Below are 13,294 nucleotides of genomic sequence, written 5' to 3' on the forward strand. Positions count from 1 at the left end.
TGCCGGTTGTGCTGCGGAAAATAGCGTATTTCCGGAAAAACAATAAATAAAATTTGATCTAATTGTCGCAGGCCGCAGGAATCCGGGCTTCCGGGATTCCTGCGGCCGGCAGTCAGGCTTTAATCTGCGCTGGAACGGGCCCAGAGATTGATGCCGGATTCGGTCGCGTGCCGGTCGATCTCGGCCAGCTCGTCGGCGGTGAAGTCCAGCTTGTCGAGGGCCTTCACGCAGTCCCTTACCTGTTCGGCGCGGCTGGCGCCGATAAGGGCGGAGGTCACGCGCTGGTCGCGCAGCACCCAGGCAAGGGCCATCTGCGCCAGCGTCTGGCCGCGCTTTGCCGCCATGTCGTTGAGCGCGCGGATCTTGCTGAGCGTCTGCTCGGTCAGTGCAGCTTCCTTGAGCGCACCGGTCGGGTTCGCCGCCCGGCTGTCGGCCGGCACCTCTTTGAGGTAGCGGTCAGTCAGCATGCCCTGCGCCAGCGGGGTAAAGGCAATGCAGCCGATGCCTTCGTCTCCCAGCGTGTCCATCAGGCCCTGTTCCACCCAGCGGTTCAGCATGTTGTAGCTGGGCTGGTGGATGAGGCAGGGCGTGCCCAGTTCCTTGAGGATGGCAGCGGCCTCAGCCGTGCGCTGGGCGGAGTAGGAGGAGATGCCGGCATAAAGCGCGCGGCCCGACCGCACGATGTGGTCCAGCGCCATCATCGTTTCTTCCAGCGGCGTATTCGGGTCGAAGCGGTGGGAATAGAAAATGTCGACATAGTCGAGCCCCATGCGCTTCAGGCTCTGGTCGCAGCTGGCGATCAGGTACTTGCGGCTGCCCCACTCGCCATAGGGGCCCGGCCACATGCGGTAGCCGGCCTTGCTGGAGACGATCAGTTCATCGCGCCAGGGCTTGAGGTCGCGTTTCAGAATCTCGCCGAAACACTCTTCCGCGCTGCCCGGGGGCGGGCCGTAATTGTTGGCGAGGTCGAAATGGGTGATGCCGAGGTCGAAGGCGGTCAGCACCATGTCGCGCGAGCGCTCATACTGGGTGATGTGGCCGAAATTGTGCCACAGGCCGAGCGAGATGGCGGGCAGGTGCAGGCCGGAGCGGCCGGTGCGGCGGTACTGCATCCGCTCGTAGCGCTCTTCTGCCGGACGATAGATGCTCATGGGGCGTGCCTCCTCGGGAACAAGTGTCTGATTTCTTTTTAAATCGATCTAATGACGCTTTTAGGTCAAGGCGCGGATGGCTGTAAAGCCACTCACGGAAAAGGGCATTTCCCGGGACCGGGGAACCGGGTTGCGGATCGTCCGTTTCCAACGGGGCGGAGCAGCCGAAAAGCAGGCGAACTGCCGCCTTTGCGGGCGGTGCGCGCCAGCGTCGCCCCCCGCCGACGTTGACAGTGCCCCTGCCCATCCTTATGTGGAACGTGCGGCAAGAAGGTTCGTCTTCCGGACGGGCATTTTGCTGTCACCCGAGTTTCCCGGTCCGGTCCTCATCCTGGGTATTTCGCGCAGTCATGCGCACCAGAGGGCCGGTCGCATAAAACAGGCCCCCGGTAAGGGGGACATTCGAGGAACGAGTATGATCGGTGCCCTCGCGCGTGCCTTGTTCGGCTCCGCCAACGACCGTGCAGTCAAGCGTCTTGCCAGTGTCGTCAAGGAAGTCTCCGCGCTTGAGCCGCAGATGAAGGCGATGTCGGACGACGAGTTGAAGGCGCAGACCCAGCGCTTCCGCGATCGTCTTGCCGCCGGCGAAACACTCGACCAGCTCATGCCCGAAGCCTTCGCCACCGTGCGCGAGGCCTCCGTTCGTGCCCTCGGCATGCGCCCCTTCGATGTCCAGCTTGTCGGCGGCGCTGTGCTGCATCAGGGCCGCATCGCCGAGATGAAGACCGGCGAAGGCAAGACGCTGGTTGCCACCCTCGCGGTCTATCTCAACGCTCTTGGCGGCAAGGGCGTGCATGTCGTCACCGTTAACGACTACCTCGCCAAGCGCGACGCCGAGACCATGTCCCGCCTTTACGGCTGGCTGGGGCTCACCACCGGCGTCATCGTGCATGGCAAGGACGATAACGAGCGCCGCGTCTCCTATGCGTGCGACGTTACCTACGGCACCAACAACGAATTCGGCTTCGACTACCTGCGCGACAATATGAAGTTCCGCCGCGCCGACATGGTGCAGCGTCCCTTCAACTTCGCCATCGTCGACGAAGTGGACTCGATCCTCATCGACGAGGCGCGCACCCCGCTCATCATCTCTGGCGCCGCGCAGGACAGCTCGGAGATGTATGTCGCCGTCGATACGCTGATGCGCGGCCTTGGCGCCGAGGATTTCGAGAAGGACGAGAAGCTGCGCTCCGTCACCCTCACGGAAGAGGGCATGGAGAAGGTGCAGAACCTTGCCCGCGAGCAGGGGCTGCTGCCGACCGGCGAGCTTTATGACGCCCACAACGTAAACCTTGTTGCCCACGTCACTGCCGCCCTCAAGGCGCACACGCTCTTCCGCCGCGATACCGATTACATCGTCAAGGACGGCAAGGTCGTCATCATCGACGAGTTCACCGGCCGCATGATGGAAGGCCGGCGTTATTCCGAGGGCCTGCACCAGGCGCTGGAAGCCAAGGAACATGTGAAGATCCAGCAGGAAAACCAGACGCTGGCATCCATCACCTTCCAGAACTACTTCCGCCTCTATCCCAAGCTGGCCGGCATGACCGGTACGGCCGCGACCGAGGCCGGCGAGTTCGCCGAGATCTACAATCTCGAAGTGGTCGAGATTCCGACCAACGTGCCGGTTGCGCGCATCGACAATAACGACGAGGTCTACAAGACCCGTGCCGCCAAGTACGACGCCATCGTCAAGCAGATCGAGGATTGCGCCACCCGTGGCCAGCCGGTTCTGGTCGGCACCGTCTCGATCGAGAAGTCCGAGCAGCTTTCCGCCGAGCTCACCCGCCGCAAGGTCAAGCACCAGGTGCTAAACGCGCGCCATCATGAGCGCGAGGCCTACATCATCGCCCAGGCCGGCGAGCCGTCTGCGGTGACCATCGCCACCAACATGGCGGGCCGCGGCACCGACATCAAACTCGGCGGCAATGCCGAGATGCGCATCGAGAGCGAACTGGCCAGCGTCACCGACGAAGCCGAGCGCAAGGCGAAGGCCGAGGCGATCACCGCCGAGGTTGCCGCCAACAAGGAAAAGGTGCTGGCCGCCGGCGGTCTCTACATCATCGGCACCGAACGGCATGAAAGCCGCCGCATCGACAACCAGCTGCGCGGCCGCTCCGGCCGTCAGGGCGACCCGGGCGCTTCCAAGTTCTTCCTGTCGCTGGAAGACGACCTGATGCGCATCTTCGGTTCCGACCGCATTGCCGGCATGCTGGACAAGCTGGGCCTCAAGGAAGACGAGGCTATCGACCATCCATGGCTCAACAAGGCTCTGGCCAAGGCGCAGTCCAAGGTCGAGGCCCAGCACTTCGACATGCGCAAGAACGTGCTGAAGTTCGACGACGTGATGAACGACCAGCGCAAGGTCGTTTACGAGCAGCGCCTCGAGATCATGGAAGCCGAGGATGTGTCGGAGACCATCGAGGATATGCGTCTTGCCACCATCAATGGACTGGTGACGGCCAATATCCCCGAAAACAGCTATGCCGAGCAGTGGAACGTCTCCGGCCTGCACGAGGAAGTGCGCCGTGTGCTGGCGCTCGATGCACCGGTGAGCGAGTGGGCGAAGGAAGAGGGTGTCGGCGGCGCCGAGATCGAGGAGCGCGTGCGGGCGCTGCACGACGCGCACATGGAAGGCCTGCGTGCCCAGTTCGAGAAAGTGGCCGCCGAGGCTGCCGCCCAGGGCTACAGCCTGCAGTTCTCCAGCTTCCGCGGTCTTGAGCGCGACATCCTGCTGACCCTGCTGGATCGTATCTGGAAGGAGCACCTGCTCGCTCTCGACCACCTGCGCCAGGGCATTTCCCTGCGTGCCTATGGCCAGCGCGATCCGCTCAATGAGTACAAGCGCGAGGCCTTCAACCTCTTCGAGGGCATGCTGGAGCGTCTGCGGGAGGAAGTGACCCTCTGGCTCTCCCGTGTGCAGATCCAGGCCGCTCCGCCGCCGCCCGCCGCGCCGGCCGGTCCGGCCGCGAATCCGGCGCTGGCGGACCTCAGCCCGCCCTACCTGCCGCCGGAATGGGCCAATACCAGCCGTAACGCCGATTGCCCCTGCGGCAGCGGCCAGAAGTTCAAGCACTGCCACGGCCGGGTAACGGCCTGAGGCTGGTTGTTTCTTCAAACAAAAAGGCCCCCTCCATCTGGAGGGGGCCTTTTTGTTTTTGTGCGTTCCGGGGGGCTTAGCCGGCCGGGCCGCCGAAATTGAAGCCGTAGGGCAGCAGGCGTTCGATATCCATCACCTCACACAGCACGCCGCTGTTATCGCCGGTATCGATAAAGATCAGCGCGTCGTCGGCACTGAAATCCTTTGCGGTGAATTCCTTGATCGCCTGCCGGCAGATGCCGCAGGGCGAGCGGTCGGCAAGCGGGGCGTCGAGCGCCGAGGCGCAGGAGACGGCGAGGTACTTGATGCGCCGGAAGCCGAGCCCGGCGGCATGGTTGAGCGCGGTGCGCTCGCCGCAGGAACACACGCCGTAAGAGCTGTTCTCGATATTGGCGCCGGCATGGATGCGCCCTTCCGGGTCGTCCGCCATTACGAGCGCAGCGCCGACATGGAAATGGGAGAAGGGGGCATAGGCGCGCCCCGCATTGGCGCGCGCCGCCTTCACCAGATCGGCGACCAGCGCCGGGTCCACCTCCACCTTCTTTTCCGGCAGCCGGTGCCCCGGCACGACGATGCGCCCGTGGGCGGTGTCGATCACGCTGTCGGGCAGGTCGCGGGCGGGAAGGGTGATGGTAACCATGGATATCCTCTTCGGGAGCCAGATGCCGGCTGTTGCCGGCGCCTAACATTGCCCTTCGCCTCACCGGCTACAAGCTCCCATTTGGGCACGCGGCAATGTAAGGCGCGTGAGGCTGTTGCCGTTGCGGCAATTTTCGGTTGTTATCCTGAAGATAAGGGGCCGAAGTGCGGGAGTTGACCAACTCGCCCATATAAAACGGCCCGCCTCGCGTTACGGGAACAGGGAGCCTGCCGTTATGACTTCTTCCACCGGCCCGGTCCGCATCGGCCGATCTGCCGCGCTGCATGCCGAACCGACGCTGCTGGCAACGCCGGCGCGGCTCGTCGCCGTCAAGGCTGCCATGGCGGCTGATCCGGCGGTGATGAAGCTCTATACCAAGATGATCGGCAAGGCGAACGACCTGCTGCAGCAACCGCCGCTCGATCCGGAATGGATCGATGTCGATAACGGCGCAACCGAGCCGATCCTGCTCTATACCGCCCGCGAGGCGGAACGCCGCACCACCATTCTCGGCCTCAGCTGGCTGTTGAGCGAGGACGAGCGTTATGCCGAACGGCTGGTGGACGAGCTGGACTCGCTCGTGTCCTTCCATGACTGGGAGCATCCGAGCGCCCCGCCGGAAGTCTTTCTGTCTGTCGCGCAGATGGGCGCCGCCGTGGCGCTCGGCACCGACTGGGCTGCCGGCTACATCAACCCCATCGAGCGCAAGCGGATGGAGGCGGGGCTGCACCGCCTCATCCTGAAGCCGGGCCTCGACCGGCTGCGCGTCGGCAACTTTACCCATTCCGGCTGGCCCTACTGGCCCAACAACTGGAACATCGTGTGCAACGGCGGCATTACCCTCGCCGCCCTGGTTGCCCGCGAGCATGATCCGGAAGCTGCCGAGGCGTTGGCTCTAGCGCTCGACAGCGTCAAGCTCGGTTTTGCCTTCTATGCGCCGGAAGGCGCGTGGAACGAAGGCCCCAGCTACTGGGCGCTTGCCACGCGCTATGCGGCGATGATGATCAGCGCGCTGGAGGATACCGCCACGCCCGATGGTGGCCTTTCCGCCTATGCCGGGTTTGCCACCACCGGCGATTTTGTGCTGCACACGGCCGGCCCCTCCGGCGTGCCGTTCAACTTCTCCGACTGCGACGACAGCATCGCCCTGGTGCCTCTCGGCTGGACGGGCACGCGCTTCAACCGTCCGCAGGATACCTGGCTTGGCTGGTACACCCTTACCAGCACGGGCTTTTCCAGCCCCAGCAGCAAGCGCCTTGCCTTTTCCCTTCTCTGGCAGAGCGGTCCCGGCCAGAGCCCGGCGGCGCTCGGCCTCAGCAACTGGGATTATTTCCCCTCGGTGGAGATGGTGGCCTGGCGCAGCCGCTGGGACGACAGCGATGCCGGCAAGGCGGTGCCGTTCTTTGCCTTCAAGGCCGGCACCATCCCCGGCCACCACACCCATTTCGATCTTGGCACCTTCGTCTATGAGGCGCTGGGGGAGCGCTGGGCCATTGATCTCGGCAACGACAATTATGGTCTGCCGGGGTATTTCGAGGACCTCTTGCGTGGGCGGTACTACAGGCTCTCCACCGCCGGCCACAACACGCTGGTGATCGGCGGGGTCAACCAGCTCGATACCGCCAGCACGCCGCTGGACGCTTCCGGTATGGATGATCCGCAGCCGCATGCCATCGCCGATCTTTCCGCCGCCTATTCCGCCCCCGCCGGCTCGGTGCGGCGCGGTCTGCGCGTGCTGGCGGATGCGGCGCTGATGGTGCGGGACGAGATCGCCCCCTGGGTTAGCGCCGATATCGGCTGGGGGCTCCACACGCGGGCAACGGTCACCATCGCGGCGGACGGGCGTTCGGCGCTCATGGAGCAGAACGGCAAGAAGCTGGTGGCAAAGCTGCTGCTGCCGGCTTCGGCGACCTTTACGGTTGCCTCCGCCTGGCAGCCGCCGCCGCAGGATGCCAATACCGGCGTCAGCAAGCTGGCCATTGCCCTGCCGGAATGTGTCGGGCACCCTCGGCAGCGCGTGATCGAAGTGCTGCTGCTGCCGGAAGGAACGGTGGCCGGGCCGGATGACAAGCCATTGGCGCACTGGCCGGTAGAGCGGCCGGTTACCTTCTCCGTCACCAGCCCCACCATCGCATCCTGAATCCCGGGCGGCGCAGCAGACACCAGCTAACGGAGTGACCATGAAGATCGATATCGGGATCAGCAAATCCGACCGCGAAGGCATTGCCGAAGGGCTCTCGCACCTGCTGGCCGACAGCTACACGCTTTACCTCAAGACGCATTATTTTCACTGGAACGTCACCGGGCCGATGTTCCAGACGCTGCACCTGCTGTTCGAGCAGCAATATACCGAGCTGGCGCTGGCTGTGGACACCGTTGCCGAGCGTATCCGCGCCCTCGGCTTCACGGCGCCGGGCTCCTACAAGCAATATGCGGCGCTGACCTCCATTGAGGAGGAAACCGGCGTACCGAAGGCGGAAGAAATGATCCGCCAGTTGGTGCAGGGCCAGGAGGCCGTTATCAAGACGGCGCGCGGCATGTTCAAGCTGGCGGAAAAGGCGAGCGACGAGCCGACCTGCGATCTGCTGACCCAGCGCATGCAGGTGCACGAGAAGGCGGCCTGGATGCTGCGCAGCCTGCTTGAGTAGGCCGGAAAACCCTTCAGGGAAGTAAAATAACGGCGCCCCGAAAGGGCGCCGTTATTTTTGGGCGGCTGCGAGGGTTGCCAGATAGGCGATGACATTCTGCCGGTCGGCTTCGTTGCCGAGGGCAAAGGTCATGCGCGAGCCGGGCAGGAAGTCGCGCGGGCTTGCCAGCCAGTGGTCGAGATGCGCGGCGTCCCAGTCGAAACCGGCGCCCTTGAGCGCAGGGGAATAGTTGAAGTCGCTTTCACTGCCGGCGGGCCGGCCGAGAATGCCGGCAAGGCTGGGGCCGACCTTGTTCTGTCCCGGTACCGGGCTGTGGCAGGCCGTGCAGCGGGTAAAGAACACACGCCTTCCCGCGGTTATATCGCCGGCCGTTGCGGCGTCATCTGCCCGTGCCGGGGTCAGCGTCCCGGCAAGCAGCCAGGTGGCACAGACCACGAGCGCCAGGCGGCGGGCGATAGGGGCGGGGTGGCTGTGCTGGGCTGATATGGACATCCTGCCGGCCCTCCCTTGCGTCCTTGAAAAAAGAAACGGGCGGCTGCCGGTGAGCAGCCGCCCGCCTCTGGCGGCAAAAGCGGGCAGCGATCAGACCTTGCCGATCGCGCGCGAGAAGCCGAGCAGCGAGAAATCGCCGATCACGATCTCGCCATTGATCATGTAAGCCAGCTGGCCTTCATTGGCCGGCTTCAGCTTGTCGACCAGATCCTGCGCCTTGGTCGGGTCGATCAGGATTTCGCACCAGTTCGGGAAGCACTTGGTGACCTTGAGCGGTGCCTGCCAGCCATTGCTGAGGCGCAGTGAGGCCGGGCCGCCTTCGGTGGCCTTCGGGTCGATGCGCATGATCACGCGCAGCGTATTGTCCTTGGCGCTGCGACCGATGATTACGGCCGCGCCGTTGCCTTCAGTGCCGGCAATGCAGTGGCTCTTGGGATCGCACTTGGATTCCCAGTCCTGGAATTTCTCGGTCTTGACGTTGGCCGCATCGGCCGGGGCGGGCTGGGAACCGGCAGACTGCTGGGCGGCGGCGGGCAGCACCTGGGAGGCCAGCGCCACGCCGGCGGCTGCGATCGCGACAGTCAGGAGCGGTAGAAGACGACGCATTACTGAAAGGGCTCCGGGTTGTTGGCACCGCTTCGGGTCCTTCGGCTGAAGGGGATGCGGCGGTGCGGCATGCAGCGATACTAGGGCAAGTCGGGCGCAGATCAATGTTCCGTGGCATCGCGGCATAAGGACGCGTTCAAGGAAATCGGGAGCTGCTTCCGCTCTGGATGGCCCGTTTCACCGGTCCGGTTTGGCAAGGGCCAGTATGCTGGTCCGGGTCTTGTCGTCAAAACCCAGGAGGAGCTTTCCGCCCACGTCGAACAAGGGCCTTTTGATCAGGGCCGGGTACGCGAGCAGGAGCGCGCGTGCCTTCTGCGCACTCATATCCGCCTTTTCAGCGTCCGGCAACTGCCGCCACGTCGTACCAGCCTTGTTCAAAAGTGCTTGCCAGCCAAGTGTGGCAATCCAGCGATCCAGATCGGCCTCATCGAGCCCGTCCTTGCGGTGATCGTGCGGTTGCCAGGCAAGCCCCTGCTCGCCGAGCCATGCCTGGGCCTTGCGGTAGGTGGTGCAGGTGTGGATGCCGTAGACCGTGATCATGCGTCTTGAATCCCTGTCCTGATTCGCGAAAATTTTTTAGAAAAAACTACCCTGAGGGGTGTCGATTTTTCGCTGTGCCACCGGGCTGTAGCGGGTCAGCCATATGGCAGGTTCAGCTTTTACCATGCAAAACAAGGCTTTGGGATACTTTTACCCAGCCCTTTATCAAAAATTGCTGATGTTTAAAAATTAATCTCTTCAGGGTTGTGGGTGTTGTCGGGAAAAACGGGAGGGCCAGCCCGAAGCGGGCGGTCGTGCCGGTCCGGAAGGCATGCCAAGCCGGGAATTGCCACCTCCGGCCGTTCCCCCGTCCAGTGACTAACGGAGAGCAATCAGATGAGCACCTACGTTCTCAATATCGATGTTGCCAGCAGCGACCTTGCTACCATTGTCGGTTCCGGCCAGCAGCTGAGCATCATCAAGTCCGCTGCCGGCGGCACGCCCGTATCCTGGGTCACCTTCACCCCGTTCGAGAACAACACCATTACCTGGACGGAGGACTACTACCTCTACGCCTCGCAGACCGAGGTGCAGGCCAGCGCCACCATCCAGAAGCTGTCGCAGACGGCCGGCATCGCCAATGAAAGTCAGGTCTACAGCTTCTCCAACAGCGTGTTCTCGCCGGGCTCGCCCTCCACGCTCGAGGGCTATCTCGTCCAGAACTCCATGACGATGTACAACAGCCTGACCTTTGGCCTGGCCCAGGGCCTGACGGTCAACGGCACCGCCCAGCCCACCTCGCCGATCAATGCGCAGGTACTGCCGCGCGGCTTCCAGGCCCAGTTCATCCCCTATGAGACCGTGTTCCTGGTGTTCAACAACACCATCGTCACCTCTCAGGTCTATACCCGCACCACCAGCGAGTCCGATGAGATCACCTTCGGACCGGGCACCTCGACGCAGACCGTGTCCTTCTCCGCCGGCAAGTGGCTCACCGGCCCGCTGCCGGCCTGAGCGCGGCCGCCCGCCCTCGGGCGGCCAGCCGGGAGCGGTACCCCTCCCCCCTGACCGGTCCCGGGCCTGATCGCCTGAGGCGACGCCGGGTCCTCAAAAGCCGTTGGCTTGGCGGATCCGGCGTCGTTGCAGGTGCTCTCACAACAGCGACTTTCATCCGGCGACGGGAGGCGCCTTCATCATGGATCAACCCTTCAGGCTGGACATCCGCATTGCTCCGGCCGAGGTGAGGCGCATCGCGGCAGCGGGGTACGAGCTTTGCCTGCTGGCACCGGATGCCGGTGCTGCCGCGACCGTCTGGCTGGCACTGCCGGTCGCCGAGCGGCAGGTCGTTCGCTGGGGGAGCGCGGCAGAACTCTTCGTCTCGCAGGTGGCTCCGCTGCCGGGCCGCGTCCTCGTCCCGCATTCCCGTACCCGCACCGGAGGCCTTGCCGAAGGGTCGCTCTGGCACTTGCGCAGCAGTGTTTTTTCTTGTGCGGGCAGCGTTGCCGCCGGCTTCGCCGTGCGCAACGAGATGGCCCGGTTCAGGGCGCTTACCTTCGGTCTTGCCCAGGCGGCGGAGGTCAATGGCCAGCCGCTTGGCCCCCGGCCACTGGCCGGCACGGTGCTGCCGCCGGGGTTTGGCAGCATCTTTCATCTGCCCGCCTCGGTCGTGGCTTTCTTTGCGCCACGGGGTAGCCAGTCAGCCGTTGGTGCCTTGCGTGCACCTGGCAGCCTGCGGCTTGATTTCTCACGCCGCTGTCCCGATCAGCGCCTCGTCTTCCAGGACGGGCGCTGGCTCGCCGGGTAACTAACGGGTAGCCGTCAGCCGCCGATATTTCCCGCCGCCCATTCCCGGATCAGCCAGTGGGCGATGGAGATGGTGGTCGGCACCTTGACCGGGGCTTCCGGATCACCGGCGAGCGCCGCCAGAATGTCCCGGCGATGATACCAGTGCGCGGCATCGATCTCTTCCGGATCGATGGTGAGGGCGCCGTCCTCGGCCGGATCCAGCGTCTCGGCGGTAAAACCCACCATCAACGACTGCGGAAATGGCCAGGGCTGGCTTGCCTGATAGACCGGCCGCGCCACCCGCACGCCCACCTCTTCCATCAGTTCGCGATGCACACAGTCTTCCAGCGTTTCGGCGGCCTCGACAAAGCCGGCCAGGGTGGAAAAGACACCTGCCGGCAGGCGGTGGCTGCGCCCGAGCAGGCACATATCGCCCTTGTGGACCAGCACGATGACGGCAGCGTCGTTGCGCGGATAGACAGTGTGGCCGCAGGGCTCGCCGGTAACAGCGTCCAGCCCGGTGCAGCGGCGGGCATTGCCGGCTTCCACCGGCTCCGTCGGTGCGCCGCAGCGCCCGCAAAAGCGGTGGGTCCGGTGAAACCAGGAAAGGGCACGGGCGTGCGCGGCAAGGCCGGCATCGCGGTCGCTGAGCGTCGCGGCGGCCGAGCGCAGGTCAAGTGCGGCGGCCCCTTGCCATGAGCTGAGAAGCGGCGCGCCGGCAGCGGCTTCCGCTGCAGCCTGGCCGAAGGCGGTGACATCGAGGCTGAAGAGGCGGGCGCCGGCCTCGTCCAGCCCGTGAAAGGCAAGCTGCGTCAGCAAATCTTCCGGCAGGGCGCTTGCCGGGCGCAGTGCCAGTTTCGGGTCGCTGTCGCCGGTATCCACCAGTACGCCGGTCTGGTCGACGATGAAGACCTTGTCGCTGCCGGCAAGCGGCAGGGTCGGGCGATGACGCAGATGGGCCGCGCGGTCGACGGCGGCGGACATGAAGGCGGGCAGGGACGGCATAGGATGGCCTTTTGAGCTCCGGGCGGCATCAAGCCGCCGGCCATCCCGTAAATGGGTCAATTCCCGGATCGGATCAAGTGGGTTGCAGGCGGGCGGTGGCCGCTTTGAGGCGCAGCCACCGCCGGCATATCCGCTGCTCAGGAAGCAGGTTCAGGCTCCTGCACCAGGCAGCCATACCAGCCAAGGCCGCGATAGGTCTCATATCCCGGCGTCAGCGAATAGCCGGTGAGCGTTCCGTCGGCAGAGGCGGTGAAGCCCTGCTGGTGGCGGCCCACTTCCAGCGGCACATGGTCGCTGAGGATGCCCTGCCCGTCGGAGGAGGCGATGACCCTGTGCTCGCGGTCCAGCAGCATCACGCGGGTGCGCTCGCGTTCTTCCGGCGTCAGCCTTACGCCGTCGACGATGGCACGGGCCTGCGGCTCCCAGTCGAAATGGATACCGAGCACGCCGATGATGCGCCCGTCGCGCCGTGCCCCCTCGCGGATGGCCGCAGCATAGGTTGCAGCCAGTGCGCCCTTGAGCGGCGGGCACGGGCTGATGTCGGCCACAACATAATCATCGCCGGTCTGGGTGCGCATCGCGTCGCGAAACCAGCTCTCGCGCGAGACGTCCTGGCCTTTGATCGGATAACGCTCCGGCCGGCCGTTGGCGATGATCCGGCCGTTGGTGTCGGCCACCCACAGGTCGAGATAGACGGTGTAGGCATCGAGGATGACGCCCAGCCGTTCGCAGGCATAGTCGCAGGCTGCCGTACTGGGGTTGGCGGCGGCTTCCACGATGGCACTGTCGGTTGCCCACCAGCGTACATCGCAGGTGCGCTCATAGAGATTGCGGTCAATGAGCTCGACGGCGTTGAGCGCCAGATCGGCAAGGCGCTGGCCCTGGATCTTGCTCACCTCGCTGATGAGCCGGCCGCCGACGGCTTCCAGCGCGCTGACGCGGGAGAGCAGCTCTTCCTCAAGATCGCCGACCACCTGAGCAATCTGGGCAGAGACATCCTTGACCTCGTTGGCAACAACCGAAAAACCGCGGCCGGCATCGCCGGCACGGGCACTTTCGATCATCGCATTAAGGGCGAGGATGCGGGTCCTGCTGGTGATGGTGCGGATGGACGCCGTGCGCTGGCGCACGGACTCACCCACACTCGCCGCCAGTTCGAAAACCAGCTCGGGGCTTGCCCTGTCGTCAGCAGGAAGGGCGGGCGGGGCCAGCCCGCCGATGGCGGCAGTCTGGGCCGTGGTCAAAGCAGAGATCGTCATGGATGTAAAACTCTCCGGGGGGCTGCGAGTTATCCATTCCGAGTGATCCAAACCATGTTTACGGGACTGTTTATGCCTCTGCCGCAAAAGGCAGGGCTCGCCCGCTTTTACAACACACCTCATGCCTC

Annotated in this window: 12 protein-coding genes; 5 read left to right on the forward strand and 7 right to left on the reverse strand. The window is 64.5% G+C overall.

Features of this window, described 5'->3' with window-relative positions; all coding sequences use genetic code 11:
• Positions 1-119 precede the first annotated feature (119 nt).
• Positions 120-1,151 carry an L-glyceraldehyde 3-phosphate reductase gene (gene mgrA, locus QTL98_RS03305; protein WP_445680802.1) on the reverse strand — a complete coding sequence of 344 codons (1,032 nt, stop codon included), beginning with the start codon at positions 1,149-1,151 and terminating at the stop codon, positions 120-122.
• 415 nt (positions 1,152-1,566) lie between these two features.
• On the opposite strand from mgrA, the gene secA reads away from it, so the two are divergent.
• Positions 1,567-4,251, forward strand: coding sequence for a preprotein translocase subunit SecA (gene secA / locus QTL98_RS03310; protein WP_445680803.1), 2,685 nt, complete (start codon positions 1,567-1,569; stop codon positions 4,249-4,251).
• Positions 4,252-4,327: 76 nt separating this feature from the next.
• On the opposite strand, the gene QTL98_RS03315 is transcribed toward secA, so the two are convergent.
• Positions 4,328-4,891: a cytidine deaminase gene (locus QTL98_RS03315; protein WP_445680804.1), complete on the reverse strand. Its 564-nt coding sequence runs from the start codon at positions 4,889-4,891 to the stop codon at positions 4,328-4,330.
• A gap of 235 nt (positions 4,892-5,126) precedes the next feature.
• Here QTL98_RS03315 and QTL98_RS03320 point away from each other — a divergent pair, with 235 nt between their 5' ends.
• Positions 5,127-7,031 (forward strand): heparinase II/III domain-containing protein, encoded by a 1,905-nt coding sequence (locus tag QTL98_RS03320; RefSeq protein WP_445680805.1) that lies wholly within the window; start codon positions 5,127-5,129, stop codon positions 7,029-7,031.
• Positions 7,032-7,071: 40 nt separating this feature from the next.
• Entirely contained in the window at positions 7,072-7,539 is a 468-nt protein-coding gene (locus QTL98_RS03325; protein ID WP_445680806.1) for a Dps family protein, read from the forward strand.
• A 51-nt stretch (positions 7,540-7,590) separates the two neighbouring features.
• On the opposite strand, the gene QTL98_RS03330 is transcribed toward QTL98_RS03325, so the two are convergent.
• The 3 genes from QTL98_RS03330 to QTL98_RS03340 all read right to left on the reverse strand — a co-directional run bounded on the left by QTL98_RS03330 (position 7,591) and on the right by QTL98_RS03340 (position 9,177).
• Positions 7,591-8,031 carry a c-type cytochrome gene (locus tag QTL98_RS03330; RefSeq protein WP_445680807.1) on the reverse strand — a complete coding sequence of 147 codons (441 nt, stop codon included), beginning with the start codon at positions 8,029-8,031 and terminating at the stop codon, positions 7,591-7,593.
• A 90-nt stretch (positions 8,032-8,121) separates the two neighbouring features.
• On the reverse strand, positions 8,122-8,637 hold the full coding sequence (locus QTL98_RS03335; protein WP_445680808.1) for an invasion associated locus B family protein: 516 nt from the start codon (positions 8,635-8,637) through the stop codon (positions 8,122-8,124).
• A 177-nt stretch (positions 8,638-8,814) separates the two neighbouring features.
• A complete protein-coding gene (locus QTL98_RS03340) occupies positions 8,815-9,177 on the reverse strand; it encodes an arsenate reductase (RefSeq protein WP_445680809.1) in 363 nt (120 codons plus the stop codon).
• 336 nt (positions 9,178-9,513) lie between these two features.
• Between QTL98_RS03340 and QTL98_RS03345 the strand changes: the two genes are divergently transcribed.
• Together QTL98_RS03345 and QTL98_RS03350 are read left to right on the forward strand one after the other, a co-directional pair.
• Entirely contained in the window at positions 9,514-10,131 is a 618-nt protein-coding gene (locus tag QTL98_RS03345) for a hypothetical protein (RefSeq protein WP_445680810.1), read from the forward strand.
• A 181-nt stretch (positions 10,132-10,312) separates the two neighbouring features.
• Complete coding sequence (locus QTL98_RS03350) at positions 10,313-10,921, forward strand: hypothetical protein (RefSeq protein WP_445680811.1); 609 nt, start codon at positions 10,313-10,315, stop codon at positions 10,919-10,921.
• Positions 10,922-10,935: 14 nt separating this feature from the next.
• Here QTL98_RS03350 and nudC read toward each other — a convergent pair whose 3' ends face one another.
• Together nudC and QTL98_RS03360 are read right to left on the reverse strand one after the other, a co-directional pair.
• On the reverse strand, positions 10,936-11,907 hold the full coding sequence (nudC, locus tag QTL98_RS03355; RefSeq protein ID WP_445680812.1) for an NAD(+) diphosphatase: 972 nt from the start codon (positions 11,905-11,907) through the stop codon (positions 10,936-10,938).
• Between the two features lie 137 nt (positions 11,908-12,044).
• Entirely contained in the window at positions 12,045-13,166 is a 1,122-nt protein-coding gene (locus QTL98_RS03360) for a cache domain-containing protein (RefSeq protein WP_445680813.1), read from the reverse strand.
• Positions 13,167-13,294: the final 128 nt, after the last annotated feature.

This window comes from Radicibacter daui, assembly GCA_030657355.1.
Lineage (GTDB): Bacteria > Pseudomonadota > Alphaproteobacteria > Radicibacterales > Radicibacteraceae > Radicibacter > Radicibacter daui.